This window comes from Bradyrhizobium sp. TM239, assembly GCF_036247985.1.
In the GTDB taxonomy this organism is placed as follows: domain Bacteria; phylum Pseudomonadota; class Alphaproteobacteria; order Rhizobiales; family Xanthobacteraceae; genus Bradyrhizobium; species Bradyrhizobium ottawaense.
Window position 1 is genome coordinate 97301 of record NZ_BTIR01000001.1, and the last position, 25210, is coordinate 122510.

General features: G+C 62.9%; 27 protein-coding genes, 1 tRNA gene and 1 pseudogene. 11 read left to right on the plus strand and 18 right to left on the minus strand.

All coding sequences use genetic code 11. The features are described 5' to 3' along the window. The first annotated feature begins 3 nt into the window (after window positions 1-3). Entirely contained in the window at window positions 4-381 is a 378-nt protein-coding gene (locus tag AABA84_RS00445; RefSeq protein ID WP_338310897.1) for a tautomerase family protein, read from the plus strand. Window positions 382-400: 19 nt separating this feature from the next. Here the strand turns inward: AABA84_RS00445 and AABA84_RS00450 are convergent, their stop codons facing one another. Together AABA84_RS00450 and AABA84_RS00455 are read right to left on the minus strand one after the other, a co-directional pair. Next, window positions 401-1327, minus strand: coding sequence for a CobW family GTP-binding protein (locus AABA84_RS00450; protein WP_338310898.1), 927 nt, complete (start codon window positions 1325-1327; stop codon window positions 401-403). Window positions 1328-1330: 3 nt separating this feature from the next. Beyond that, on the minus strand, window positions 1331-2821 hold the full coding sequence (locus AABA84_RS00455) for an amidohydrolase family protein (RefSeq protein WP_338310899.1): 1491 nt from the start codon (window positions 2819-2821) through the stop codon (window positions 1331-1333). A gap of 1101 nt (window positions 2822-3922) precedes the next feature. On the opposite strand from AABA84_RS00455, the gene AABA84_RS00460 reads away from it, so the two are divergent. The 4 genes from AABA84_RS00460 (at window position 3923) to AABA84_RS00475 (ending at window position 6720) form a co-directional block, all read left to right on the plus strand. Next, the gene (locus AABA84_RS00460) at window positions 3923-4246 is read left to right on the plus strand and encodes a HigA family addiction module antitoxin (protein ID WP_445083394.1); all 324 of its coding nucleotides are present in this window, start codon (window positions 3923-3925) and stop codon (window positions 4244-4246) included. Between the two features lie 116 nt (window positions 4247-4362). Then, window positions 4363-5388, plus strand: a complete 1026-nt coding sequence (locus AABA84_RS00465) for an alpha/beta hydrolase (RefSeq protein ID WP_445083385.1) — start codon at window positions 4363-4365, stop codon at window positions 5386-5388. A gap of 262 nt (window positions 5389-5650) precedes the next feature. After that, window positions 5651-6121, plus strand: a complete 471-nt coding sequence (locus AABA84_RS00470) for an aminoacyl-tRNA deacylase (RefSeq protein WP_212248294.1) — start codon at window positions 5651-5653, stop codon at window positions 6119-6121. A 179-nt stretch (window positions 6122-6300) separates the two neighbouring features. Next, the gene (locus AABA84_RS00475) at window positions 6301-6720 is read left to right on the plus strand and encodes a CBS domain-containing protein (protein ID WP_338308659.1); all 420 of its coding nucleotides are present in this window, start codon (window positions 6301-6303) and stop codon (window positions 6718-6720) included. 281 nt (window positions 6721-7001) lie between these two features. Here the strand turns inward: AABA84_RS00475 and AABA84_RS00480 are convergent. Continuing rightward, a tRNA-Glu gene (locus tag AABA84_RS00480) sits at window positions 7002-7072 on the minus strand. A gap of 119 nt (window positions 7073-7191) precedes the next feature. Between AABA84_RS00480 and AABA84_RS00485 the strand changes: the two genes are divergently transcribed. After that, window positions 7192-8568, plus strand: a complete 1377-nt coding sequence (locus tag AABA84_RS00485) for a tyrosine-type recombinase/integrase (protein WP_338310901.1) — start codon at window positions 7192-7194, stop codon at window positions 8566-8568. A 467-nt stretch (window positions 8569-9035) separates the two neighbouring features. On the opposite strand, the gene AABA84_RS00490 is transcribed toward AABA84_RS00485, so the two are convergent. From AABA84_RS00490 to AABA84_RS00500, 4 genes are all read right to left on the minus strand, one after another. Then, the gene (locus tag AABA84_RS00490; protein WP_304491954.1) at window positions 9036-10064 is read right to left on the minus strand and encodes an IS110 family transposase; all 1029 of its coding nucleotides are present in this window, start codon (window positions 10062-10064) and stop codon (window positions 9036-9038) included. Then, window positions 10027-10365, minus strand: coding sequence for an excisionase family DNA-binding protein (locus tag AABA84_RS34995; RefSeq protein WP_445083386.1), 339 nt, complete (start codon window positions 10363-10365; stop codon window positions 10027-10029). The genes AABA84_RS00490 and AABA84_RS34995 overlap by 38 nt, the downstream gene beginning before the upstream one ends. 237 nt (window positions 10366-10602) lie before the next feature. Continuing rightward, the gene (locus tag AABA84_RS00495) at window positions 10603-10845 is read right to left on the minus strand and encodes a hypothetical protein (protein ID WP_338310902.1); all 243 of its coding nucleotides are present in this window, start codon (window positions 10843-10845) and stop codon (window positions 10603-10605) included. 152 nt (window positions 10846-10997) lie between these two features. Beyond that, window positions 10998-11432: a methyltransferase domain-containing protein gene (locus tag AABA84_RS00500; RefSeq protein ID WP_338310903.1), complete on the minus strand. Its 435-nt coding sequence runs from the start codon at window positions 11430-11432 to the stop codon at window positions 10998-11000. Window positions 11433-11983: 551 nt separating this feature from the next. Here AABA84_RS00500 and AABA84_RS00505 point away from each other — a divergent pair. Next, window positions 11984-12349, plus strand: a complete 366-nt coding sequence (locus AABA84_RS00505) for a response regulator transcription factor (RefSeq protein ID WP_338310904.1) — start codon at window positions 11984-11986, stop codon at window positions 12347-12349. 222 nt (window positions 12350-12571) lie between these two features. Here the strand turns inward: AABA84_RS00505 and AABA84_RS00510 are convergent, their stop codons facing one another. Genes AABA84_RS00510 through AABA84_RS00520 form a run of 3 tightly spaced genes read right to left on the minus strand, consistent with a single transcriptional unit; the run spans window position 12572 to window position 14253 of the window. After that, window positions 12572-12736 (minus strand): hypothetical protein, encoded by a 165-nt coding sequence (locus AABA84_RS00510; RefSeq protein WP_338310905.1) that lies wholly within the window; start codon window positions 12734-12736, stop codon window positions 12572-12574. A gap of 60 nt (window positions 12737-12796) precedes the next feature. Next, complete coding sequence (locus AABA84_RS00515) at window positions 12797-13141, minus strand: hypothetical protein (protein ID WP_445083387.1); 345 nt, start codon at window positions 13139-13141, stop codon at window positions 12797-12799. Beyond that, a complete protein-coding gene (locus AABA84_RS00520; RefSeq protein WP_338310906.1) occupies window positions 13138-14253 on the minus strand; it encodes a DUF1236 domain-containing protein in 1116 nt (371 codons plus the stop codon). Before AABA84_RS00520 ends, AABA84_RS00515 begins: the two co-directional genes overlap by 4 nt. A 293-nt stretch (window positions 14254-14546) precedes the next feature. On the opposite strand from AABA84_RS00520, the gene AABA84_RS00525 reads away from it, so the two are divergent. After that, window positions 14547-14798 carry a hypothetical protein gene (locus tag AABA84_RS00525; RefSeq protein ID WP_338310908.1) on the plus strand — a complete coding sequence of 84 codons (252 nt, stop codon included), beginning with the start codon at window positions 14547-14549 and terminating at the stop codon, window positions 14796-14798. A 101-nt stretch (window positions 14799-14899) separates the two neighbouring features. Further along, window positions 14900-15127, plus strand: coding sequence for a hypothetical protein (locus AABA84_RS00530; protein ID WP_124162174.1), 228 nt, complete (start codon window positions 14900-14902; stop codon window positions 15125-15127). 96 nt (window positions 15128-15223) lie between these two features. On the opposite strand, the pseudogene AABA84_RS00535 reads toward AABA84_RS00530, so the two are convergent. The 6 genes and pseudogenes from AABA84_RS00535 to AABA84_RS00560 form a co-directional block, all read right to left on the minus strand. After that, window positions 15224-16251, minus strand: a pseudogene (locus AABA84_RS00535) (glycosyltransferase family 4 protein). 4 nt (window positions 16252-16255) lie between these two features. Further along, window positions 16256-16594, minus strand: coding sequence for a hypothetical protein (locus tag AABA84_RS00540; protein WP_338310910.1), 339 nt, complete (start codon window positions 16592-16594; stop codon window positions 16256-16258). A gap of 99 nt (window positions 16595-16693) precedes the next feature. Beyond that, on the minus strand, window positions 16694-17098 hold the full coding sequence (locus AABA84_RS00545) for a hypothetical protein (RefSeq protein WP_338310911.1): 405 nt from the start codon (window positions 17096-17098) through the stop codon (window positions 16694-16696). Between the two features lie 16 nt (window positions 17099-17114). Further along, a complete protein-coding gene (locus AABA84_RS00550; protein ID WP_338310912.1) occupies window positions 17115-17315 on the minus strand; it encodes a hypothetical protein in 201 nt (66 codons plus the stop codon). Between the two features lie 301 nt (window positions 17316-17616). After that, window positions 17617-18039, minus strand: coding sequence for a hypothetical protein (locus AABA84_RS00555; protein ID WP_338310913.1), 423 nt, complete (start codon window positions 18037-18039; stop codon window positions 17617-17619). Between the two features lie 89 nt (window positions 18040-18128). Then, window positions 18129-18476: a DUF1236 domain-containing protein gene (locus tag AABA84_RS00560; RefSeq protein ID WP_338310914.1), complete on the minus strand. Its 348-nt coding sequence runs from the start codon at window positions 18474-18476 to the stop codon at window positions 18129-18131. A gap of 208 nt (window positions 18477-18684) precedes the next feature. Here AABA84_RS00560 and AABA84_RS00565 point away from each other — a divergent pair, with 208 nt between their 5' ends. Together AABA84_RS00565 and AABA84_RS00570 are read left to right on the plus strand one after the other, a co-directional pair. Then, on the plus strand, window positions 18685-19659 hold the full coding sequence (locus tag AABA84_RS00565) for an ABC transporter substrate-binding protein (RefSeq protein WP_338310915.1): 975 nt from the start codon (window positions 18685-18687) through the stop codon (window positions 19657-19659). A 669-nt stretch (window positions 19660-20328) separates the two neighbouring features. Continuing rightward, window positions 20329-21306 (plus strand): ABC transporter substrate-binding protein, encoded by a 978-nt coding sequence (locus tag AABA84_RS00570; RefSeq protein WP_338310916.1) that lies wholly within the window; start codon window positions 20329-20331, stop codon window positions 21304-21306. Window positions 21307-21360: 54 nt separating this feature from the next. Here AABA84_RS00570 and mdoH read toward each other — a convergent pair whose 3' ends face one another. Together mdoH and AABA84_RS00580 are read right to left on the minus strand one after the other, a co-directional pair. After that, window positions 21361-23481: a glucans biosynthesis glucosyltransferase MdoH gene (gene mdoH / locus AABA84_RS00575; protein ID WP_338310918.1), complete on the minus strand. Its 2121-nt coding sequence runs from the start codon at window positions 23479-23481 to the stop codon at window positions 21361-21363. Then, entirely contained in the window at window positions 23469-24974 is a 1506-nt protein-coding gene (locus AABA84_RS00580) for a glucan biosynthesis protein G (protein WP_338310919.1), read from the minus strand. Before AABA84_RS00580 ends, mdoH begins: the two co-directional genes overlap by 13 nt. Between the last annotated feature and the right edge of the window lie 236 nt (window positions 24975-25210).

The following is a 25210-nucleotide window of genomic DNA, read 5'->3' on the forward strand; positions in this document are numbered from 1 at the left end:
GCGATGCCTCTGCTCCACATCTCGATGCGCGCCGGCAAGCCGCAAGCCTATCGGCAGGCGATTCTCGACGGCCTCTACCGCGCCATGCGCGAAGCGCTGAACGTGCCCGCCGACGATGCGTTCATGGCCATCACCGAACATGAGCCCGCGAATTTCCGCTGCGGCAATGCCTACGGCGTCGCACGCAGCGACGACGCGCTGCTGATTCAGATCACCGTGTTCGCCTCGCGCACCCCGGAGCAGAAGAAGGCGCTGTATCGCCGGATCGCGGACCTCCTCGGCGAAAGCCCGGGTATCCGGCCCGAGGACGTGTTCGTGAACGTGCTCGATGCCCCAGCTGAAAACTGGTCGGTCGGAAACGGCATCGCGCAGTTCGCGTGAGACGGCACAGACTGCAGCTTCATTCGACAACGCACGCATCCATGATGCCGTCGAGCTCGGCCTTGGAGAGCACGCCGAGCTCGGCGATGAAGACGATCCGCGACCGCGGCACGCCTGCCGCCGGCGCCTCGCCAGGGGCGAGCGTGGCGCGGCCGGCGGCGAATTGAAACACCATCTGGCGGCCGGGCTGCTCGATGGTCTCGAACAGGCCTTTGGCGCGCGCCAGCTTCGGCGCCAGCTTGCCGATGGCCTGCTGCAGGCGGGGCAGCGAGATCGGCCGGTCCGAGGTCCAGCTCAACGTCTCGAAGCGCTGCTCTGCCGGTCGTTTCGGGCCCGGATCACGCGGCGCGGGCGCACGCTCGACATTCGCGGGGAACAGCAGCGCGGACGGAATCTCGCCATGCCGGGCATCGACCACCACGGCGGGAAGGCGCAAGGCGCGGATGGCCTGACGCATCCGCGCACCCGCGCCCTCGTCGGCCAGATCCAGCTTGGTCAAGGCCACGATGTCGGCGACGCGCAATTGCGAACGCTGGAGAGCATCATCCAGGGCGGCGGGCGGCGTCGCGGCGTCGATCACGCACAGCACCGTCTCCAGCGGCGCCTCGCGCAGGATCACGGGGTCCATCAGATTGCGGACGATGTCGGCGGGATCGGCAACGCCGCTGGTCTCGATGACGATATAGTCGGGCTTCGGATCCCGCCGCAGCAGTGTCGAAAGCGTGCGCAGCAGATCGCCCTCGAGCGAGCAGCAGATGCAGCCATTGGCGAGGCTGACCACGCCGTCGCTGGCGCCCGCGATCAGCTCCGCATCGATGTTGATGGCGCCGAAATCGTTGACGATTGCGGCGATCCGCCGCCCCTCCGCATGCGCCAGCAGGTGATTGACGACCGTGGTCTTGCCCGCCCCCAGAAAGCCCGTCACCAGGAGAATGGGGACCGGCATGGGTCAGCCCCCGACGACGGGGCGGCGCACCGGCTTGCCCGGCCGCGCCGCGAGGTCCAGCTCGCCGTCGCTGATCAGCACCTCGCCGCTGACCACGAGGTGCCGCACACCCTCGGAGGGACGGTTCATCGCCGTGAAGGTCGCGCGGTCACTCAGCTTCTCGTAGTCGAACACGACGATGTCGGCGTCCGCGTCCTTCGCGATCCGACCCTTGGCGCGCATCGCCGGCGTGCTCTGCGACAGGATTTCCGCCGGGATCAGCGCGCATTTGCGCACGCCTTCGAGCAGCGACACGGTCTTGCGCTCGCGCACCCATTCGCGGATGAAGCGGGTGAAGCAGCCGGCCGAACGCGGATGCGAGGTGGCATCCTCAGGCAGCGGCCAGGCATCGCCGGTGTAAGTCTTGCCGTCCGATGTCGTCCACGGCATCGCGTCGGACGCGATCGCGCCGCCGGGATACAGCACCGACATGTCGAGCAGGTCGCGGTGATGCGAATTGTTCTCGATGTCGAGGATGTGCCAGAGCACCAGCGAGGACGGCTCTTCGGCCTGCGCCTTCAAGAGCTCCTCGCGGTCGTGGAAGCGATAACCGTCGGTCACCCGCTGCACGGAATCGTAGCCGGTGCCGTTGCGCTCGACGAATTCGGGGTCGCTGAAGAAGGCGGCGGCCAGCACAGTCGAGCCGGTGCCGTAAGGATAGGCCTCGACCGTGATGGGCAGGCCCTGCGCCTGCGCCTTCGCGATCAGCACGCGGCAACGCTCGACGTCGGTCTTGCTCGACGAGTTGAAATGGCAGATGTGCATGTGCGCGCCGGTGGCGCCGGCATAACCGATCAGGCGGATATAGGCTTCCACCGCGCTCTCGGGGTCGATGCGCGACATGAAGGCGACGTGGGTGAAGGTCGGCACGTCCTTGGCGGCGGCGAGCTGGCACACCGCGGTCAGCTCCTGCACGCCGGCGCCCGGCGCGTAGGCATTGAGGATGCCGATGCCGATGCCGCCTTCATCGAGGCCGCGCGAAAGACGCTCGAGAATGCCGGCGACCTCCGCATCACTTGCCACATTGTCCATCCAGCGGCGATCGCGCATGGCGTTGCCGAATGCCTCCAGCGAGCTCTCCGCGTTGGAGCCGGTCATTGCGCCGATGCGCGCAAACGCCCAGTTGGTGGCGGCGCCGTAGTTCAGCACGCGGCCTTTTCTCGCCTGGCGCTCGTACCAGGACCCGACCGGCAGCACGCCAGCCTCGAGATCGAGCGTGGTCGTCACCCCGTCGAACGCCTGCATGCGGTCCGCCGGGATCGATTGACCATGCGCGTGCAGGTCGATGAAGCCGGGGGCGACCACGAGCCCGGTCGCGTCGATCACCCGCTCGGCGCCGCCGAGGCCCGTGCCGACCGCGGCGACCTTGCCGTCCACCACCGCCACGTCGCCGACGGCGTCCATCCCACTCGCGGGATCTACCACCCGGCCGCCAGAGATCACCAACCCGCTCATATCGTCACTCCTCCACCTCGAAATCGCATCAAGGCAGATTCCGGAAGCGACGACCACCTCCACTGAAGCCGACGCATCATGCTCGCACGGAAGGTCATCTGGCAGGCAACCCGCGGACGCGCGCCCGCGTCCTCGCGGCATGTTTTGCCCGAGTGATGCTGCTCTCCTCACCCTCTCGGAAAGAAAGGGCGCAGGGAAGGCCGGGCGCCGGCTGGCACCCGTAAAGACCCCCGTGCTGAACAAATGCACACGCAATGCACAGGGGAGACACAGGGCAGCCGATACCAGGCCTTCCCTGCGCGATGGTTTGACGGCCTATGCCGCGCTCTCCCCGGAGACGAGTTCCTTCTTGCCTCCGTCACCTCCGCGAAATTCAGGCCACCACGCCGGTTGGCGCGATGACGCCTTCGCGAAAGGCTTGACCGTAGCAACGACGGCCAGGACCACACGGTTTTGCCGTACGCAGGGGCGCCGTTCGTCTTTGCGGGTCGCGCCATGCTCACGAGGTGACCTCGCCCTGCACGCGCAAACTCCGCCTTTAACGCCGCCCGCGTCCACCGCAACTCCCAGCCCGCGCTCGAAACGACGTACGACCGCCCCTTTGGTGGGCTGGGATGGCCGACACATACGATAAATCCGAATTTCGGTAAAGTGGAATGTTTTTGCGAGGAGGGGTTGACAGCGATCGGGCTGTTTTGCCCGACGCTAGCCCGCGTCAAATGCCCGAACTCTTGCGAAGCAACCGGCTGGCCAGTAGCCTCAACGTGCTTTTCAGAGGACAATCGACCATGAGCGTTCCGCAACGCATCAACGATTTTATCACCTCTTATCGGCCGAAGTCGGTGTGCAACAAGTGCATCGCTGAGGGTGTTGGATTAGTCAACGACGGGCCCACCCCGCGCAAGTCACGGGCGCCCTAGCCACAACAAGCGATTTCGTACAAGAAGACGGGGTGTGCGATATTTGCAAGGGACAGAAGAAGGTGATCCGGCGCGCCTAGACGCTTTTGCGCAAGAGGCGCCCGCGTTCATCAAGAGAGCACTTTCTGGACAAGTGTTCGCTTCATGCCGGCTTGACGGGCTATGGCCTCCGGTCGGCCGATTGTGGCCGACCAAAAGGAGTTCGCAGATCGCAAGGAAACTTCCGCCGATTCATCCGGGCGAAATCCTACGGGAAGAATTTCTCGTTCCGTTGAAGCTGACGCCCTACGCGGTCGCGGCGGCTCTGAACGTGCCGCGCACTCGGATCGAGCGCCTTGCGCGCGAAGAAAAGCCCGTCACGGCCGACACTGCGCTGCGGCTCGGAAAGTTCTTCAAGACAGGCGCCGCGTTCTGGATGAACATTCAGACCCGCTTCGACCTCGAAACGGCCGAGGACGTGCTCGCACCTCAGATCAAGAAAATTACGTCTTACGAGGCCGTTTGAGAGTGCGCCATAACTTGAACCGGCCGCGAAGCTGCTCCGCCGTCTTCTCGCCTGCATTGTCATTCAGTGAGCTAGGTGGGGCGGCGTTACGGTGGGCAAGTTCCCAAAGGTTCCCAGTGATCGTCCGACGTCCTCTGCAACGCCATTCCCGCCATTCCGTTTCGCGCCGCGCGCTGCTCGGCGGATTCGTGTCGGCGGGAAGTGCCCTCGCGCTCGGCGGATGCGCCGGCCTGGGTGCGACCGGCGCGCGCTTCGACGCCTCGTCCCTCTCCCTCGACCCGACATTGCTTGTCACCACCACGCGCAAGCCCGTCAACGGCGCTCGTGCCAAGCCCTGGTTTGGGCCGGAACGCGCGACGACCATGACGGTCGCGCGGGCCAAGCTGGCGGCGCCGGACGAGAGCCGTCTTTCCCTCGCCTCCGTTGGACTTGGCGATTGGCGCCTTGATCGGGTGGAACCGGTGTCGGCCGACGCTGGCGATCTCGCTGCGCAAGCCGGGACAGGAGACGTGCTGATCTATGTGCACGGCTTCAAACAGACATTCGAGACGGCCGTGCTGGATGCCGCCCACCTCTCCGATGGGATCAAGTTTCGCGGCAGGACCATGGTGTTCTCCTGGCCCTCCAAGGCCGGGCTGTTCGACTATGCCTATGACCGCGACAGCGCGATGTGGTCCCGCGACGATTTCGAACGCGTGCTCTCCGCGCTCGTGTCGGCGCCAAGCGCCGGCCGCGTGCACATCGTTGCCCACAGCATGGGAACCATGCTGACGCTCGAAAGCCTGCGTCAGCTCCATGCGCGATACGGCGACACGGTCACGGGCAAGATCGGCGCGGTGGTGTTTGCCGCACCTGATATCGACATGGACGTGTTCTCGTCGGCAATCCAGCGCATCGGCCCGCTGGCCGGCAAGATCACCGTGATCGCGTCAACGAACGACCGCGCACTGGCGCTGTCGGGACAGATCGCAGGTGGGATGACCAGGGTCGGCGCCGCCGAGAAGGCCGTCATCGCACGGCTCGGCGTGCGCGTGGTCGATGCCTCCCAGGAAGGCTGGGGCATCATCAACCACGATCTGTTCCTGTCGAATTCGGAGGTGCAGAAGGTGATCCGCCGCTCGATCGACGGCACCACGGCGTGAGGGCGCGGCCGCGCCGAGCCATGCGCGAAGATTGCTCCTGCGCACGCTCGCTGCGGCTCCGAGGGGAAAAACGGCCGGCTTCGAGTGCCAGTCTCGATCGACATGGCGCTCCGCGCAGAATAAAACCGCGAACGCTGAATTGCAGCTTGCGGATGGAGGACCTATGTTGGTTCTCTAGTCAGGCAGCCGCCCATCGTATGGCGAGAGTCTGCAAGGTCGACCTCGCGGTGGATGGTTTGCATTCCGCATCGGAGGTGATGCCATGGCCATTGCTCCCACGCTCCAGAAATACCTCGCCGCTGAGAACATCCAGTACGAGGTGATCCCGCACGAACTCAGCATGACGTCCGCTCGAACGGCCGAGGCATGCCATATCTCGGGCGACCGCCTCGCCAAGGGCATCGTGTTGCGGCGCGACGGCGGATACATGCTGGCCATCTTGCCCGCATCGCATCACCTCCGTCTGTCGGACCTGAGGACAAGTCTCGGCGACGATGTCCACATGGCCGATGAAACCGAGATCAATCGGCTGTTCAGCGACTGTGCACACGGTGCGGTTCCTGCCGTCGGCAAATGCTACGGATTGGATATCATCGTTGACGACAGCATCGAGGCACAGCCAGACATCTATATGGAAGCCGGCGATCATGAGACGCTGCTCCATATGGCTCACGCGCAGTTCGCGCGCCTGACGGCCAACACACCGCACGGGCGCTTCAGCGCGCATGACTGAGGATTAGACCGCCCATTGCCGTTGCGATCTTGGGCGGGAACTCTGGCCGCGAGGTCGCCGCCATACTGTTCCGCAGGATGGCGGCGAGAGTGTCTGCGCTTGTCTGGTCGGAGTTCGGAAGATTGGGGGTGCCGCTGCATTGCATCAAGGCACTTGAAACCAACGAACGGAGGCTCGCCATGAAAGTCAAAGACGTGATGCACAAGGGTGTCGACTGGGTCAGCCCCAACACCCCAATCACCGAGCTTGCCAAACTGATGCGGGCGCATGACATCGGCTGCATTCCGATTGGCGAGGATGACAAGCTGGTCGGAATGGTGACCGACCGCGATATCGTCTGCAAAGGGCTCGCGAGCCACAGCTTCGATGCTGGCCGCGCGACGGCGCGCGACGTGATGACCGAGGGCATCCACTGCTGCCGCGAGGACGATGACCTCACCAAGGCGATGCATCACATGGAGAAGCTGCAGGTCCGAAGGCTGCCGGTGATCAACAAGAGCAAGCGGATGGTCGGCATCATCAGCCTGGGCGACGTCGGCCATTCCACGTCCGGTGATATGCTCACCGAGACCGTCAGGAGCATCTCGGCGCATCACTGAACTTGCGGCCAGGGCTTACGGCTAGGGCTCCTCTCGCGATCGCCGCTCAAACAGGCATTGGGGGGAGCCCGAGCCACGTCATGCAACCATCGCGCGGCACAGAAGCGACGGCGCGATGTGGCTTACTTTGCGCCGGAGTGAATGTTCGGGCGGGTTCACTCGATCGCTTCATCAGCATCAGCGTCGACGCTGCGGCGCGCAACCCATGACCAAGCGAGATTCGCGCGACCGGACCGGGATGCGGTCGGGTCGCAGAAAAAAGTCGAGGAATATCGCGGATTTGGCGCTCCCTAGGGGAATCGAACCCCTGTTTCAGCCTTGAGAGGGCTGGAAGCATTTTCCGCCCTGGTTCGCAGTTGTTCGTCATAATATAGCCTTGTCAATAACTTAGACAGAAGCCGTTCTTCGCTGTTCGGCTTTGTACGCCGATGCTTATTCGACGGATATTCGACGACTCCGGGTTCGTATGCCATGACAAAGACGCTCGCTGAGGCTCAGATCACGACTGCCAAGGCGCGCTCGAAACTGGAGCTTGGTGTACATTGGCGCCGCCTCGATGCCGAGGCGCATCTTGGCTATCGCAAGGGCAAGCGGAGCGGCGTTTGGTTCGTGCGCTGGCGCAATCACCATGATGGAGCCAACTACAAGCAGGCGCCGGTCGGCATCGCCAACGACGTCAACGACAAACTTGCCGAAGGCACGCTGACTTTCGAGCAGGCGGTGACACAAGCGCGGGAACATGTCACCCGTTTCAGAACAGAAGCGGCTGCACAAGCCGCCGGACCGGCCCCCACCGTGCGGACGGCTGTAGAGACATATATCAGGGAACGTAATGCCCGTGACAGCCGAAGGACCGGTCGCGAGGTTCGATCCGATGCTGGTCACCGCTTGCGGCGTTACGTTCTTGGTCAAGAGGAACGTGGTAGCCAGGAAGCCATTGAGGCCGCCCCGCTCGCCGCAGTGCATCTGCACGCGCTACGGGAAGATGATCTTTTGACGTGGCGCGAGGACCTTCCTGTAGAGTTGAAGGCCACGACAAAACAGCGGCTCATAAATGACCTGAAGGCTGGGCTGAATGCAGCGTGGCCTCGCCTGTCGACAGAGCAAAAGAAGCTGAACCCAACATTCCCTTCGATTGTGAAAGACGGGTTTAAAGCTGAGCGAATCGATGATGATGATCACACATCAGTCGCCCGAGACAACCAAGTCCTTACGGATGCGCAAATAAGCACCCTACTTCGAGCCGCACGCGAGATCGACGACGAGCAGGGATTTGAAGGCGACCTACATCGCATTGTCGTGTGCCTTGCAGCCACGGGCGCCCGATTTGCGCAGGCAAGACGGATGCGCGTCAGTGATGCACAACGGGAAGAGCAGCGCTTGATGGTACCAGGTTCCTACAAGGGTCGTGGTGGCAATGGTGGCTCCGTTCCAGTTCCGGTGGGCGAAGATGTCATCGAAGTCCTCTTGCCAGCCATGTTAGATCGCCCAAAAGAGGCGCCGTTGTTCGAGCGATGGAGCTACGAGCAGGAGGCCGGCAGCATCGTTTGGAGAAAGTCAGAACGCGGTCCTTGGAAGACGGCAGAACTTACACGTCCGTGGCACGCCATCCGCGATCGCGCAGCGCTACCAGAAGCCATTCCTTATGCGTTGAGACATTCCAGCATCGTTCGCGGTTTACGAAATCGACTCCCTATTCAACACGTTGCTAAGCTACACAACACTTCCGTGAAAATGATCGAGCGGCATTACGCGAAATATATCTCAACAGCCTTGGAAGATCTCGCTCGGGCGGCAGTTGTGCCCCTCGTCCCGCGGCACGGCGAAAATTCGGTTGGGTACGGATGACCAATAAGACGCGCTTGCCAGCGAACGCGTACGGCCTTTCCCGGCTGAGACGACAACCAAGTTGAGGGCCAATTCACGATCGATACGGTAAGCCGTGTCAAGCTTCCGGACCTGCTTACCTGACTGTCATCAGGAGCCGTGAACCTGTCCAGGGTCGATTGGTATCGCATTGATACCAACCAGAGCCAGTAGAGATTGCAGATGTGGACGGCCCCCCACTTGTCAGGATGGTAGCAGACTTTTGACCTGATCGCTTGCTATCAGATGTCCGGCCTGTTTGCGCGGACAAAGCCCGCTGGCCGAGATGGTGTTCGCTACGCACGTTCCAAGCACATAGGCGACATTGATGATGCCAGTGTAATCTACGGAAGCTCGCGCGTATCGACCGATCGGTCGTTCCATCTACTGCGTCCTGCAAGTTCGTGGGCTATCCGCCTAGCAACCTCGCTCGCGGCGCCGATTTCAGATCAGATGGGCATGGCAGCTACCGGCCGGTTGTACACGCCGCCCGATATCATCAAGCGCCAGGCGATGCGGGCGAACTTATTGGCCAAGGCCACCGCCACCAACTTCGGCGGCTTCCGTTCGAGCAGCGAGGCGAGCCAGGGTGTGGGCTTATGACGACCCTTTCGGATATGCCTGAGCAGCGCGGTCGCCCCGACGATCAACGTCGATCGGAGCACTGAATCTCCGGCCTTTGTGATACCGCCATGTCTTTGCCGGCCGCCAGTTGAATGATCCTTGGGCGTCAGTCCGAGCCAAGCTGCAAAGTCACGGCCTGACCTGAACGTCTCCGGCGGCGGCGCCTTCATGCTTAGCATGGACGACCCAATCGGACCGACGCCGGGAATCGTCGCGATACGCCTGCTGACGTCATCTTCGCGATGCCACTTCATCAGCTTGGCCTCGATCTTTACCAGGCGAGCTTCGACTGCGGCATATTCCTCCGCCTGGAGGCGGAAGAGATCCCGCGCCATTTCCGGCAAGCTGTCATCCTCGAGCACCCGCTTGATAAGTGCGGTGACGTTTTGCCGACCGGAGGGGCCGACGATGCCAAACTCAGCTGCATAGCTCCTGAAAGCATTGGAGAGCTGCGACTTCACGCTGACTAGGCGTTCCCTCACGGTCATCAACATGCAGGCCGCTTGCCGTTCCTTCGATTTCACCGGTACAAACCGCATACTCGGCCGGGTGACCGCCTCGCACAAGGCCTCGGCGTCAGCCGCGTCGTTCTTGCCGCGCTTCACGTAAGCCTTCACATATTGAGGTGGGATTAGCTTCACCTCGTGACCGAATGATTGCAGCAGGCGCGCCCAATGGTGCGAGCTGCCGCAGGACTCGATGGCGACGAGAACCGGCGGAAGCCGCTCGAAGTAGCGGATCATCTCGGCTCGCCGAAACTGGCGGCGGACAACCACCACCTCGTTCTCGTCAACACCGTGAAGCTGGAAAACCGACTTAGAAGTATCCATACCGATACGAACGGGAATGTTCATCAGACTTCCTCTCATCTAGCTGTGACGCCGAGAGCGCCATAGAACCGTGGGGATGAGAGGCCGTCCACACCAGCACATTGACTAGACGACGGCGCCCGACCGTCGTCGTGGTAACTCGACCATCCCCGATGAGTTCATAGATTTTGGTCCGCCCGAGACCCGTCGCTTCACAGGCCTCCGCAACAGTGCAGGTCAACCGCTGCGCAAACGGGAGACGACCTAGATGGCTGGACATCGGCATATCTGCGGCCGCACTACGTTCACCTTGGAAACTACTTTCGAAGCCCTGACCACGCCGCATCAAGATCCGTCCCCTCCATAATCGAAGGAGCTACCCTGAGGCGCGCCGCATTGCACGTCAATGGAAGCAAGGGAGCAGAAGGGAGGGCCTTAGCGAACGTTAGAGAGTGTCAGAAAAGACCAGGTTACGAAAGACAACGCAGAATTTTTCGTAACTAGTGTTGCAAGGATCGATGCTGCGACAGTTGCAACACCCAGTTCTTGGCATTGCTTGAGCGAACATTGCTGAAGCTGCAGCTCAGCCTGGGGCCGAAGCCGTTCCGACGTAAGCTTCCTGCGGGAAGGAAAATACACCGCCTGCCAGCATCGCTGGATCGGACGTGTCCGCGACTTCCGATGCGACCCTGTCGATCACCGCCTGCCGTTCGGACTCCGGACGGCCGTCGAGCAGCCCCGCCATCGGCGTCGCAAGAAGCTGAAAGCGCACGTAATCGAGGACGGACGGAAAAGCGATCCCCTGAACAACGGTGTCGACACGCACGTTCTCGAACGCGGCGTTGAAAGAAGCTCCTCTAACTCGCCAGGGGCGCCGAATGAATGCTCCCCGCGTTTGATCAGGCAAGCGTCGCTTCCGAGGACGCGGTCGAGCGCCTCGACAAACGCGTGGGCGCTAGGAGTTCTTTCGATCGGGCTTTAAACGCTCACCGCCAGGCGCCCGCCCGGCAACAGCACCCGACGCATCTCGCGTAGAGCCATCCCTTGATCGGGGAAAAACTGCAGACCGAGTTGGCAAAGCACGACGTCGAAAGTGACCGCCGCGAACGGCAGATCCAGGGCGCTTCCGTCGATGAACTCGATCGCCCCATCGCCGCCGGATGCGTTGCGCGCGACGGACAGCATGCCTTGGTTCAGGTCGAGGCCGGTGACGCGGCCGGACCCGGTCCGGAGGCTCGCGAGGCGGGCCACGATCCGCGTTTCGCAAGCGACGTCGAGGACCTTTTCCTCGGGCCGGAGCCCGGTGCGTTCGACAAGGTCGACCGCCCATTTGGCGGTGATCGCAGGCACAAGATAGCGCTCGTAGAGCTCCGGCGCGCTACCGTCGGGTTGCCAATGGGAAAGACCAGACACCGTCCCCTCCAGCTGGTATCCGCTTCAGTATAGCACACCGCAATTACGATCTCGGTCCGCGCGTAGCCGGCTGGTCCGGGCCGGGAAACGCCGTAGACGTCGAAACCATTTTTCGAAGCCGCGACACATTCCTGAAACCGAACAGGATCAAGCTGCTGCCATTGGACCAGATGGGGATGTGGTCATGCGGACATTCATCGAAACCCTTTACCGCGATTATTGCCTGGCCCGGCTGCAGGAGATGCGGAAGCTCGAGATCTCGCACTGACCCATAAGTGATACTCAAAGATATCCGATCGCGTTCGCCGTAGTTTCGGCCTTCGCGATCGCCATCGCGGTCTGGGCCGCCATGGGGCAACCGCCCGTGAATTATCCGAAGAAACCCGGCTCTGGCCTCGTGCTGAATCCATCAGACGGTTCCCTCTGGTTCAGGAACCGGCCGTCGTTTTCAACCGTTCGGTCAACGCTCATCGATCTTGGTACCGGTCTGGAACGGGTACGCAATCCTGTTGTTCGACATGAGCAACAAACCGGTTCGGAAAGAGCAAGCAGTGAGCGTACTTCTCGTCGAGGACGACCCCCTGATCCGCGAATTCGTGGTCGAAGCTCTGCGTGAGGCAGGGTACCACGTGATCCACGCAAGCACCGGCGAGGAGGCGCTCGCCTGGTGCAAACGCCACGTCGCCGACGTGCTGGTCACCGATGTGAGGCTACCTGGACAGCTTGATGGATGGCAGATCGCGGAACGCTACAGAGAGGAGGATCCTGGGTTGCCCGTCATCTACGCCACCGGCTTCTCGCCCAGCACTCCACGCCCCGTCCCAGGTAGCCGCATCGTGAAGAAGCCCTTCCATCCAGATGAGATCGTCCGGACGATCAAGGAGCTCGACGAAAAGAAGGGCGCACCGCCTGTTTGATCGGTACTCGCGGTCGTTCGCGCGGCGCGCCGGCTTTCCGGTCGACCAGATTCAAACCGCGCACAGGAACGATAGCGCACTGCCAAGTTTTCCCAACGCCCCTGCCCCAGGGGCGAACCCCGTACTGGCCCCAGCTCATAGCCCCCTTAGCCCCCAGAGCTGGGGCCTTCATACCGGCGGGATATCGTTCGGAAGAACTTCAGGGAGATCGCTCGCCGACCACTACTCGTCGGCCACGGCAGCGGTGGAATACTGGCTGCCGAGCAGCTTCAGCGCCGTCTCGATCTTTGAAAGCAGCGCCTGGATCTCGGCCCGTTCGTTCGGACCCGGATCGAGGCGCGCGAGCAATTGCTCTTTCTGGGCCAGGAGCTTCGCAACAGCTGACATCTCATCATCCCCGGAGGAACCGACGGAGAAAGGGCCGCTCGAGAGCGGCCCTTTCGTAATTCACCAGCTCCGGGTGCCGAAGCTGAAACCGATGCTCGGCCCGCCACCGTAGTAGCCGTAGCCGCGGTCGTAGTAGCCGGGTCCGCCGTAGTACCCATAGCTGCGGCGCACGACGTACCCGTCGTCCCCGCCGTAGTAGCGCTGGACATAGCGGGGGCCGCGGGTCCGATAGCAGCGGCCGTACTCGTCACAGACGAGGCGGACCTGCTCGACGCCGCCAAGCTCGGCGGACGCGACTGCCGCAGGCGCGAGCGGGGCGGCATTCGCAGACGCCGCCATCAGGGTGGCCCCGAGCACTCCTAAAGGATGGTCTTCATGGTTCTTCTCCTTACGTTTCGAGATCAATCGATCTCTTCGATGACGCGACGTTCACGGGGTTCGACGATGTAGGTGTGGCTGTCCCGGTTGATGTACCGGTACTCGCGCAGGGTCGGAGCATCCCGGTACACCTCTTCTGGGAACGCCTCGATCTCCACGCCCTCCGGCACATGCTCGCCGGTACGGATCTCGGTACGGACCGAGCTGCCCGTGGTCACGCGCTTCTCGCGCTCGACGGGGCGCGCCTTGGCGTGCTTGCGAATGACTTCGCGGTCGCGGTCGCTGAACGTCGCCTTGCTCTGCTCGGTGCGCGCCGGCGCCGCCGCCGTCGAACGGCCGGAGTACGGCAGGACCGTCACGATCTTGTAGGTGGACGGTTCGACGATGACGATCTCGTCCTTCACGAGCAAGAAGTCGTAGCCGCGGTACTGCGGCACGATCTCGACGACCTCCGCCGGCAGCGGCTGCAGGCGGACGTCCCGCGGGACGACGGTGCCCACAGATAGCGAGAAGTTCACGTTGGTCAGCGGCTGCACGTTCAGGTGCGAGATCGACGCGCTGATGCGGGTTCGCTGCTGGTCGTTGATGTTCACGGACGCGTTCACGTTGGTGTTCGACGAACGATCAGCGGTGTTCTGCTGATTGTTCGGCTGCTGGGCCGCGTTGGTCGAACCGCTACCCGACGGGGACTGCGCCTGGTTGGTGTTCGAGGAACGCGGGTTCGCGCTCTGTGTCTGGTTGTTGGTGCTCGACGGCGAATTGGTCTGCGCCTGGTTGGACGGCGTCGTGGACTGGTTTGACGGCTGATTGGTCTGGGCCTGGTTCGTCGAATTGTTCGAGGCAGGCGCCTGCGTCGTGTTGGTGCCGCTGCCGGAATTGGACGACTGGCCTCCTGCGGTCTGGCCGGTCGAGGACGGAGACTGCGTCTGCGCAGAATTCGTCGAAGGATTGGTCTGCGATCCCGAAGACGCGCTGGAGGGGGTCGACGCCGAAGACGACGGCGACGTCGTCGAGGTGGAATCCTGCTGACGCTGCGTCGCGGACGGGTTCGAGCTCGACGTGCTCGGAGAAGACTGCGCGAACGCCGAAGTGGCGATGGCGATCGCAGCGGTCGTGGCCAAGAATAAACGCTTGTTCATCTGAAACCTCCCTAATGTGGACGCCGATCAACCCTTGGCGCGGCCTTCGGTTCCGAACCGGGAAATTTCGGCAATTGGCGCAGGATCGAGGCTTCGGATTTTTCCGGCGTCCGGAGATGCTGCTTCGCGTAATGGCAAGCGAGCGTTAACCAAGAGGGCGTCCGCCGCGGCGTCGATCTGATGCTCGGGCGCAAGTGTCACTGGAGCATGCCGGCTGGTGTGTATCTTTTTATACTTTCCCGCGCCGCCCGAGCTGCTACGACTTACCAAACACAGAGCGGCGGGGGCGGCCGATGAAGCGACTGAAGGATTCCCTGGCGGAAGTCGGCAATCCGACGTGTCCCAACTGCCGCGTAGCCATGCGGTGGTTTCGATCCGAGCTCGTTCGGGACAATCCCTCGACGATGATCGCGCACCTCTTCGTGTGCCCCAATTGCAAGCGCGCCCAACGACAGGACACGGATTTCGCGCCCGTCAGGGTGCCGCCAGACAAGCTGGCCAGTCAGCGATTTCCGGTCATCGATGGGGGTAAGCAGGCCACCTGAAAGCTTTTCGCTTCATTGCGCCGTAACCGGGAAAAAGTGGAACTTCAGCCGCGCCAGCTTCGTTAGCGGTGACAACTTACGGACTGCTTTAGGAGGACACCATGAAGAAGCTGATCGTGTGCGGCGCGCTCGCCGCTTTCGCTCTCGGCACCCAGGCCGCCAGTGCCGCCGAGTTCTACATCGTCCGCGACGCGACCACCAAGAAGTGCACCGTCGTCGACACCAAGCCGACGACCACCACCACAACGGTCGTGGGCAATGGCGTCTACAAGACCAAGACGGAGGCCGAGTCCGCCGTGAAAACCACCAAGGTCTGCACCGAGCAGTAATCCGGCTCTATTCCGAAAAGGCCATTTTGACGAACGGCTCGTCCGGTACACTGGGCGGGCCGTTTTCGTTTCGGCCGAACGATTCCTTCGGCAGCGTTACCTGCCCGCGACCAGCTCGCGATATCGTTCTTCGTATTCTCTCGCCATTCGGCTCGCGACGAATCGTTCCTCGAACCGGACGCGAACTTTTCGTCGATCCAAGCCGACGACTTTTTTGATCGCCTCGATCGCCTGCTCCTCGCCGTCCACGATGAAGCCGGTGAGGCCGTCCTCCACGACTTCCGGCACCGATCCGGACCGGTAGGCGATCACGGGCGTCCCGCATGCCATCGCCTCGATCATCACCAGGCCGAAGGGCTCGGGCCAATCGATCGGAAAGAGCAACGCGGCGGCGCCCGCGAGAAACGGTTGTTTGCGGACGTCGTCAACCTCCCCGACCAGCTGGATGTTCTCGCCGTCGATCTCAGGCTCGAGCTTCTTCTTGAAGTAGGCCGTCTCCGCGCGAGGAATCTTGGCCGCGATTCGGAGCGGCATCCGGACTGAGCGGGCGATGCGCATCGCAGCTTCCGGCCCTTTCTCCGCCGTCAGCCGCCCGAGAAAGGCCAGGTACGACCCCGCTTCGTAGGAGGGGCGAAACAGGTCATGGGGCAATCCGTGCTGAATCTTCGCGATCCAGTTGGCACCCGGAAGCGGACGGCGCTGGTTGTCGGAGATCGAGACGAAAGGGGCATCGGCGAACGTCCCGATCACGTCGGACAGGCCAGGAAGGTCGAGCCGGCCGTGCATCGTCGTCAGAAACGGCACGCCGGTCCGGCTCAGCACCGGCAGCGGCAGCCAGTCTACGTGGGAATGAATGACGTCGAATTCGTGCGCACGTTCGGCGATGGCCTCGATCAGCAGCGAGCAGGCCGCGTTCGGGTCGCCCCCCGTCGCCCCAGGCGCAACGCGCGCGGCCACACCGCGTGGAGATTGGCCTTCGTGCGGGAGTCGCCGCTCGCGAACAGGGTGACGTCGTGCCCTAAGTCGACGAGCTCCTCCACCAGCCAGGCGATCACCCGCTCGGTGCCACCGTACAGCTTCGGAGGAACGCTCTCGGCCAAAGGGGCAAGCTGGGCGATTCTCATCGAGTTACGCCCCAAACGCGATGCGCAAGCCGACCACGAAGACCGCGGAGATCAGAAATGAAATCGCGAGCAGCGTCCAATAGGGCCTTGTGGTTCCGCGGGCTACGCGCGCGACGAGCATTTTGAGGGTCCTCAACATCCGTCCTGGAAGAATCGGTGCAGGTAGACAATCCCGAAGCCCGGCGAGTTCTTCGGTATCGCTCTCGCGCTCTTCTCCTCGCCTTTGCAGATGGCGCTCGAGAAGGCAGCGCCTGCTGTCCTGCGGGTCGATCTCAGGGTGGTGCGCCCGGTAGACAGACCAGGCTGTTTCGGTGGCGTTCTTCAGAACGACTTCGTCGACCATCTCCACGCTCCCGCGGCCTATCCGGTCGCTGGCAACTCGAAGCGTTGGGCAAAGTTTCCAGTTTTTCCCGTCGCCCGTAGTTCACCGGATCAGCGCGTATCAGCTCGCTTTGGCGCGGGCGCGCACGCGTGCCGCGCGACGGCTCTGCAGACGTTGGCTCCGGACGGAGCGCCTGGCGGCTAGAGGCGGGGACGCCGAGGCCGTATCGAAGGGCTCCGCTGCGGCCGCAGCGCTCTCCGTTCGCATCTCGCCAGGCTTCGCTTCCATGAACTCGAGCACGGCGCGCCCCTTCTCGGTGATGCGCCAGCCGCCATTCAGACGCTCGACCAAGCCTTGCGAGAAGATGTCGAGCTCCGGCACGCGAGCGGCGAGGCGCTTGGTCCGCTCGGCCCAGTCGCGCCCGCTCGTCGCCAGTATCGCCATATCGCGCTTGAGGTCCGCCATGACGGCAAACCCGTCGGGATAGCTCACCAGGATCTTGAGCACAGTAACCTGGAAGTTCACCCCCGCCTTCCTCCACCTACCGCCACATCGACGGAGCTTCGTGAAGGGCTTCGCGTCCAACCTGCTTCAGCCTCTCGAGCGAGGTGTCCCCGTTTGTAGCCGCCTCCAGAATTCTTGAGGCCACGTGGGTGCGTGCTCCCGTCTCATAGCGCGAGACGTCTTCGCAGACCTCGTCGAAAACGGCGCGCAAGAGCGCGGTAGTGGTCGTATCGAACATGGGAACCCTCAACGCAGAAGAGTGAGCGTACTGCGGAACGCTTCGCGGCGAATTCAACGATGTTAACGTCACTACATCAGGCGAGCGAAATTTCTCGAACTTCCGCGGCGCAACATGAACTGAACCCAACCCGAGCCTTCGTGTGTGGTCCAAGCTCGATGCTTCGGAGTGAAGCAGCCCTGGCGCCGAGCATCCATCTCGCTGCCGGGGCCCGGCACTGCCGGCACTGGTGAGAGTCGTCGATCCGCATGCATTAGGGCCGTGCCATGGAAAGCGCGGCCTCTCCCTTCAGCATGCCCCGTCACCACAATCCGGCGGCAAATGGATCGGCCCGCTCGAAGGCGAGACGCCGGTCGGGTATCCTTTTCTGCAGCTTTGCCGAGCGCTTCGGATGCGGGCGAGCCGCTGCGGTCGCGCGCACAGCCGACTCCTTCTTCGCCTCAGCGGCCGGAGCTACAGGCATTGCGGCCATGGCTTCGCGCACTTGTTGCCGGGATTCTTCAGGGAGCGGATCGGCCTGCGCAATTGTCGGCAAGTCGGCACGCGGCCGCGTGTCGAACACGATCTTCTCCGGAAGGCTCCTCGCTGAGGCGATCCGGATGATGGTCCTGTCCGGCTCGGATGGGCCGGCCTGTTCAACCGGCGCTGGCAGATACCGGTCGGCAGCGAAGAGCAGCACCAGCAGCAGGGCGCCGACGAAGACGAAATAACGAATGATCGGCATGGACGGCCGCTCGCAAATGGGAAGGCGGGTATCGGCGGAGGGCCGGATGGGGTGGCGGGCCGCTGCTTTCAGCGACCCGCAAGGAAGGCTTAGTCGATCTCCTGGACGACCGTGCGGGTCGACGGATCGACCAGCATCACGCGTTCGCCCGAGTAGACATAGCGATACTTGGTGAGCGACGGACCCCAATCGGCAGGCACCGCCTCCAGCTCGACTTCGCGCGGCACTGGTTCGCCGACGACGATCTTCTCGCGGCTCTCCATAGGACGAATCTTGTGCTCGGTGACGTAGGTGCGGATCCTGGTGCGATACTCCGGCTCTATCTGCACGGCGGCTGCATGGCCGGTACCGGTGGTGGTCGTAACGACAGTGGACTGCGCCATGGCGCCCGTCGAGATCAGCGCGGCGGTCGCGCACGTCAGCATCAGCTTCTTCATCGAAATCTCCTGACCGCAGGATGCGGCCTGCGAGAACCCGCGGATGATGGCAAGGTTCCGCAGCTGCGGCGGAAAATTGCCGACTTTTCCCGGCGACAGCCAAACCCGAGTCGGCCTAATCTCGGCGCATAATCCCGAAGATGGATCCCTCCAGCACCAGCCGATATGGACCGATGCTGGACTTGGTGCAGCAGCGGTGGAGAGATCAGTGAAACGTCGCACCTTCATCGCGTCCGCGGCGGCCTCGGCGATCATAGCCCAAAGGCAAGTGCGTGCGGCGTCCAAGCTCTGCAGGATAGGCTGGCTCACCGCGCAGCGGGAAGCCAGCCTAATCCCTTTTCTGGCGACGTTCCGGGAGGGGCTTGCCGAGCTCGGCTATCGCGACGGGGACAATCTGAAGATCGAATATCGGTACGGTGATGACGACCCGTCACGCGTCGGACCGCTGGCCGCCGAGCTTACCCGTCTTCCCGTCGATCTGCTGGTCGTCCAAGGGGCCGCCGTCCCGATCGTGTTCGGCTTGAAACTCTCCACGCCATCCATCTACGCCTTCAGCGGAGACCCGGTCGTCGCGGGCCTCGCCGACAGTCTCTCGCATCCGCGCGGCAGCATGACCGGCCTGACCTTCATGGCGGCCGAACTGAACTCCAAACGTCTCGAGATGCTGCGGGATATCGTGCCCGAACTGAAGCGCGTCGCCATCGTCGCAAATCCCGAACATCCGGGGTCCCAAATCGAGCGCGCCTATTCCGAAGAGGCCGCAAAGAAACTCGGTCTCGCGCTGGAATTTTACGGGACGGGCACGGAGAGCCAGCTCGCAGGAGCGTTAGCGACCATGGATAAAGATCCTCCGCAGGCTATATCGCTCTTCTCCGACGGCTTCGCCATTCAGTACCGTCAACGGATCATCGATTTTGGACTAGAGCGCCGCGCGCCCCTCATCTCGGGCTGGCAGGTGTTCGCGAAGAGCGGCGCCATCTGCACGTATGGACCCAAGCTCTCCGAAAGCTATCGTAGATTGGCGTACTACGTCGACCGGGTACTCAAGGGGACGCCGACGACGCAGTTGCCGATCGAGCGGCCGACCAAATTCGAGACCGTGGTCAACGTACGGTCGGCAAAACGGCTCGGATTGACCGTTCCGGATTCCATGCTCGCCTCCGCCGACGAGCTGATCGAATGAGCGCATCGTCGCGCCCACCCGCTTCCCACCTTCCCTGCAAAGTTCGATTCGAAAAGGTAGGGCGGACGAGACGCGGTAATTGCAAATCGCTGGCGCAGTGGCGGAGGGGCCGTGGACACCCGCCGGAGTACCGGCGGATGCCATCAGCCGACCTCAATGGTGGTGCCGCCGGTTGGCGCGACCGATGTACCAACCGTAGTGGTGCCCGCGGTTGCCGTGCCAACCGCGGTGACCTCCTCCGTGACCATGACCATGCCCGCCCTTCACCTGGATCACGCTGTCGTCCTGCGTCGCTATGGGTGCCATGCCCAATCTTGCCGAAGCGACATGCGCGCCGCCGAGCATCGCTACAGTCAATACTGCCATCGTCCATCCGAGCTTCTTCACCGACAATCCTCCCGCGCGAGATTGCGCCCGGCATCAAGCCGACCGTGACAGGATTTGTTCCCAGCGCTTGGTGCCCACCCAAGCCCGATCACCGCCGCCAGTGTCGGTCTGCTGTGCTTCGGCGCTCTGGAAGAGTGACAACACCTTGCAGTCGATCACGTGGCTTCGCTCCCGTCGCGCGAGTTATTTCGCCGTGGTCGCTGTCGCCGGTCTCGCTGGCATCCGAAATCTCTGCGCGCGACATGCAGAATGTGCAATTTAACTCGAAGAACGGAGGGAACAGTGCGAAGGCGCGATTTCATCCAAGGGCTTGCGATCGCAGCCGGCATGCCGGCGGTCGCGCGTGCCCAGCAGGGTCAACCCGTCGTCGGATTCCTCAGCACTCGCTCGCCGGAGGAAGCCAAAACGCACACGAATGCGTTTCGGCGGGGGCTCGAAGAGATGGGGTACGTCGAGGGCCGCAACGTCGTCATCGAGTATCGTTGGGCGAAGGGCGATTACGGCCAGTTGTCCGCGCTCGCCGCCGATCTCCGCGATCGGCGGCCTTCGTTGGTGGTGGCGGCCGGCGACCCCGCGGCGAAGGCCGCGAAGGCGGCGAACTTCCCGGTCCCGATGGTCTTCGTAGTCGGCGAAGATCCCGTGCAAGCCGGCCTCGTGACGAGCATGAACCGCCCCGGAATGGCGACCGGCGTCAACTTCTTCACCGGCGATTTGGGAGGAAAGCGACTTGCGCTCCTCTGCTCGATGGTCCCTACGGCTCGTATGCTCGGACTACTTGTGAACCCGCGCTTCGGCGCCGAGGCGGCCGAAGAACACAAGCGATCCATAGCAGCCGCCGCCCGCACACTCGGACGCGAGCTCCTGGTTCAGCAAGCGAGCACCGATGCCGAAATCGACTCCAGTTTTGCGGAGTTGGTCAAGGCAGGGATCTCGGGTCTCGTCGTACAGAACGATCCGTTCTTCGACAGCCGGCGCGAGCAAATCCTGACGCTCTCCTCCCGGGATCGTCTGCCGGGCATCTTCCATATCCGAGAATTTCCGGCTGGAGGGGGTCTCATAAGCTATGGCGCCAGCCTCTCCGACACGTATCGCCAATTGGGCGCGTACGCCGGCAAGATCCTTAGAGGCGCGAAACCGGACGAGCTTCCGGTTTCGCGCCCAACGAAGTTCGAATTGGTCATCAACACAAAAACGGCCAAGACACTTGGTCTCGCCGTACCTCCGTCCATTTTGATCGAAGCGGACGAATTGATCGAATAATCGCCTCTACGAGCCGATCCTCTCGCTGCTTCGAACCGCCCCCAGGCCAACCCCTCATCGCTTCTGCAACACCGTCGAGAGCGCCGAGCCGTCGTTTAAGATCGAGAAGACTTCCCGCGAAGACAGATGCGCTGCGGCTTCGTCGAAGGTATCGCTCGCGTCCACCTTGGCACGGCCGACCGCCAGGTTCGCATCGACAGTGTCAGGCCGGGCGGTGCGCGGAGGTGGAAGCTGCGCCAGGTGGAAGGCCAGCAGCGCGGGTTCTTCGCGTAGCTGCACCAGTGCGGGTCTTACCCCTACCTCCGCCGACGCGCATAGTTCGTTCGCCCGACGCAGGACAGAAGGCGGCTCTCGTTCTTCGGGAGTGACGAACAATTTGGCGGACACTGGCCTGGCGGTCAGCGCGCCGATAGGAACAGCGAACAGCAGTCCAACGATGACCGGCGACATCCAAAGCAAAAGGGGCAGCGAAACAGCATACGCGCTTGCCGCCATCGCAACGCCGCAAAGAGTTGGAACGCCGTATTTCCGATAGAGTTCGCGGCGCTCGACCGTGCCGTCGTCGCGCCTCTGCGTCTGCCAGCCCGCATCGCGGCCGGCAAGAATTTCGACTACCGCGATCGACTGGAAGATCATCATCACTGGCGCCATCAGCGCGGACATGACGATCTCTGCGATAACTCCGGCCGAGGTTCGCAATGCCCCGCCGAATTGGCGTCGCTCCGAGCGCCGTATCCAGACGAGGAGCAGGCTGAGCAGCTTCGGCAACAGCAGCAGTCCCATCGTGGCGACGAACACCCAAACGGCGAGCACGGGATCCTGGGCCGGCCAGGTGGGAAACAGCGAGAAGCCCTTGGGAAAGTATTCCGGCCGCACGAAGCGGGCTTGCAGCGAGATGAGCATCCCCAGCAACAGGAACAGCAGCCACAGCGGCGCCGTCAGATAGGCTCCGATCCCCACCATGAAATGCAGGCGCGACAGCCAATGGAGACCGCGTGCAGGCACGACAGCGATATGCTGAAGATTGCCTTGGCACCAGCGCCGGTCGCGCGCGGCGAAATCTAGCAGCGAGGGCGGCATCTCTTCGTAGCTTCCGCCGAGCATCGGCAGCATGTAGATGCCCCACCCGGCGCGCCGCATCAGCGCGGCCTCGACGAAATCATGGCTGAGGATGTGCCCGCCGAACGGCTTGGGCCCCGGCAGATGCGGCAGCGCCGCCGCATCGGCAAACGCCTTCACCCTGATGATCGCGTTGTGGCCCCAGTAGTTGCCTTCGGAGCCGTGCCACCAGGCCACGCCGGCGGCGATCATCGGTCCGTACAGTCGGCCCGCGAACTGCTGGACGCGGCTGAACAGACTTCGCGCATTGACGATCAGGGGGAGCGACTGGACGAGCCCGGCGGTGGGATTGGTCTCGATGGCATGGACCAATCGGACGATGGTCTGCCCGCTCATGAGGCTGTCGGCGTCGAGCACGATCATGAAGTCGTAGACGGCGCCGAACCGCGTGATCCACTCTGAGATGTTTCCGGCTTTGCGCGCCGTGTTGTCGGCGCGGTGGCGATAGTACAGCCGCGATGTTCCGACGGCTTGTCGTAGTGCGAGCAGTGCCTTTTCTTCGGCGACCCAGATGTCCGGATCGGTGCTGTCGCTCAGAACGTACCAGTCGAACAGCTCCCCATGGTTCGTCGCTTCCAAGGACTCGACGATGGCGCGCAGCCTGGCCGTCAATCGGTGCGGGTCTTCGTTGTAAGTGGGAAGCAGCATGGCGGTGCGGCTTGCGATCGCAGGCAGCTTCCCGTCTGACACGAAGGCGCCCGAACGATGGGCCAGCAGCACAAAGAAGCCGGCCAACGCGGATGCGAACGAAAACGCGACCCAGGCGAGCAGAACCAGGAAGAGCGCCAGCACCATGGCTTCAAGGACGGTGACGCCGCCTACCTCCAGCACGCGATACATCTCATATCCGCCGCCCGCCGAGAGCGCTGCCGTCGAGAGGAGAATGAGGCCGCGCCGCCAGGCCATTGCGGGGGCGACCGGCGAGGGAATGCGGTCGGGTACCCGGTCCTTTCCGAGGTCTCCCGGAGCCATGGAAAGTGGCGACTCGCGCGGCAGCAGGCGCTGGGTCGCGATATCGCCGGCGACCGGCCGTGGCGCCGTGTTCAGGGTGCCCATCGGTAAACCCACACTTCCGACAAGGGCTTATCGCCCTCGGTCAGAAACGCCCGCAGCTCGATCGGCTCTCCCTTCACCTGGCACTGGAAGCTAAGGCGCCAACCGCCGGTGTAAGGATTTGGCTGCGTGACGATGTTCTTCACCTCGGACTTCTCCGCGGTCACCATGCCTTTGACGCCCGCAGGATCGATGCCCTTCAGGTTGTCGCCAACCAGATCGAGCACGAAGAGGCGCGCGTCCTCGCCCCTCGCGCCGATCCCGCTTCGCGTGAATCTGGCGAGCGAATGCGGTTTCGGACTGTCCGGTCCCCAATGCAGCCGATAGGTGTAGTTGTGTTCGCCTTTGGCCTGTAGCGGGCTTTTAGGCCGCCAGAATGCGGCGATGTTGTCGTGCACCTCCTCCTTGGTCGGGATCTCGAACAGCATGACGCCGCCCTCGCCCCAATCGCCGATCGGCTCCATCCAGAGACTTGGGCGTTTTTCGAAGCTGGACTCAATGTCCTGATAGACGAAGAAGTTTCTCTCCCGCTGCATCAGCCCGAACCCACGGGGATTGAGATCCTGGAAGGTGCTGATCTGGAGATCGCGGGGGTTGCTGAGCGGCCGCCACAGGCTTTCGCCCTTCCCATTGAAGATCGCAAGGCCATCGGAATCGTGGACCGACGGACGAAAGTCGTCGATGTCGTTGCGGTCATTCGGACCGTAGAAGAACATGCTCGTCATGGGCGCGAGCCCGGCCCGCTGCATCTCGACGCGCGGGTAAACCGACATTTCGACGTCGAAGACCGTCGTGTCTCCCGGCCGCACGGTGAACCGGTAGCTCGCTGCGCAGCTTTTGCTGTCGAGCAAAGCATGGATGACGAGCGAGGTCGCACCGGGCGCCGGCCGCTCGAGCCAGAACGTCTTGAAGAGCGGAAATTCCTCGCCCTTGGCTTCGCCCGTATCGATCGAAAGTCCCCGGGCCGAAAGTCCGTACGTTTGCCCCTTGGCAACGGCACGGAAGTAGCTCGCGCCCAGGAAGACGCAGACCTCGTCGTAGTAGTCGGCGCGGTTCATGGGCGCGTGTATGCGGAAGCCTGCGAACCCGAGATCGACGTCCTCGAACGGCGGGACCTTCTCGCCAAAGGAGAAGTCCGCCCTGCGGTACTTGAGCTCGGTAGCCTTCCCGTCCGCGACTTCGAAGATGGTCACCCTGTTCTTGTAGAAGAAGCCGCGATGAAAGAACTGCGCCTCGAAGGGTAGGTTCTTGCCACGCCAGAGCGCGCGCTCCGGCAGAAAGCGGATCGAACGATACTGATCGTAGTCAAGGTCCTTCAACCCGCCCGGCAGCTTCTCATCCGGCGCCTCGTACGGTTTGCCGGCCAGCGCACGGGCCAAGTCCCTGACCGTGGACGACCCAAACGCGTCATCCGACGCAGCGGCAAAGCCGCTGCGCGAGACGAGCAGCAACGCCGGCAGCAACGCCGACCCTTGAACAAGCTGGCGTCGGTTCAAGTGCTCTCCTACTCGCTACATCTGCCGCGGCCAAGCAACGGCCGCCGCGCGTGCGAGTTCCACCGCCCGGCCATCATTGACGAGAGGACAACCCCTCAATCGGTCCCAAAACGGACGAAATTCGGCCTACGGCCGTAAGAGTCGGAGGACTGGCGGGCGCCGATCCGCTGCGGTCCGGCACGTCAGCGGTCGTTACGGTAGGATTAGGATTATCCCCTCTAGGCCAGGCCGATGCG

Coding starts and splice junctions, on each gene's coding strand:
- AABA84_RS00455 (WP_338310899.1), bottom strand. CDS start 2,821: ATGAGCGGGTTGGTGATCTCTGGCGGCCGGGTGGTAGATCCCGCGAGT.
- AABA84_RS00540 (WP_338310910.1), bottom strand. CDS start 16,594: ATGGTCGACGAAGTCGTTCTGAAGAACGCCACCGAAACAGCCTGGTCT.
- AABA84_RS34995 (WP_445083386.1), bottom strand. CDS start 10,365: ATGCGGCGTGGTCAGGGCTTCGAAAGTAGTTTCCAAGGTGAACGTAGT.
- AABA84_RS00550 (WP_338310912.1), bottom strand. CDS start 17,315: ATGTTCGATACGACCACTACCGCGCTCTTGCGCGCCGTTTTCGACGAG.
- AABA84_RS00450 (WP_338310898.1), bottom strand. CDS start 1,327: ATGCCGGTCCCCATTCTCCTGGTGACGGGCTTTCTGGGGGCGGGCAAG.
- AABA84_RS00445 (WP_338310897.1), top strand. CDS start 4: ATGCCTCTGCTCCACATCTCGATGCGCGCCGGCAAGCCGCAAGCCTAT.
- AABA84_RS00490 (WP_304491954.1), bottom strand. CDS start 10,064: ATGAACATTCCCGTTCGTATCGGTATGGATACTTCTAAGTCGGTTTTC.
- AABA84_RS00530 (WP_124162174.1), top strand. CDS start 14,900: ATGAAGAAGCTGATCGTGTGCGGCGCGCTCGCCGCTTTCGCTCTCGGC.
- AABA84_RS00560 (WP_338310914.1), bottom strand. CDS start 18,476: ATGAAGAAGCTGATGCTGACGTGCGCGACCGCCGCGCTGATCTCGACG.
- mdoH (WP_338310918.1), bottom strand. CDS start 23,481: ATGGGCACCCTGAACACGGCGCCACGGCCGGTCGCCGGCGATATCGCG.
- AABA84_RS00525 (WP_338310908.1), top strand. CDS start 14,547: ATGAAGCGACTGAAGGATTCCCTGGCGGAAGTCGGCAATCCGACGTGT.
- AABA84_RS00470 (WP_212248294.1), top strand. CDS start 5,651: ATGGCCATTGCTCCCACGCTCCAGAAATACCTCGCCGCTGAGAACATC.
- AABA84_RS00485 (WP_338310901.1), top strand. CDS start 7,192: ATGACAAAGACGCTCGCTGAGGCTCAGATCACGACTGCCAAGGCGCGC.
- AABA84_RS00475 (WP_338308659.1), top strand. CDS start 6,301: ATGAAAGTCAAAGACGTGATGCACAAGGGTGTCGACTGGGTCAGCCCC.
- AABA84_RS00555 (WP_338310913.1), bottom strand. CDS start 18,039: ATGCCGATCATTCGTTATTTCGTCTTCGTCGGCGCCCTGCTGCTGGTG.
- AABA84_RS00510 (WP_338310905.1), bottom strand. CDS start 12,736: ATGTCAGCTGTTGCGAAGCTCCTGGCCCAGAAAGAGCAATTGCTCGCG.
- AABA84_RS00520 (WP_338310906.1), bottom strand. CDS start 14,253: ATGAACAAGCGTTTATTCTTGGCCACGACCGCTGCGATCGCCATCGCC.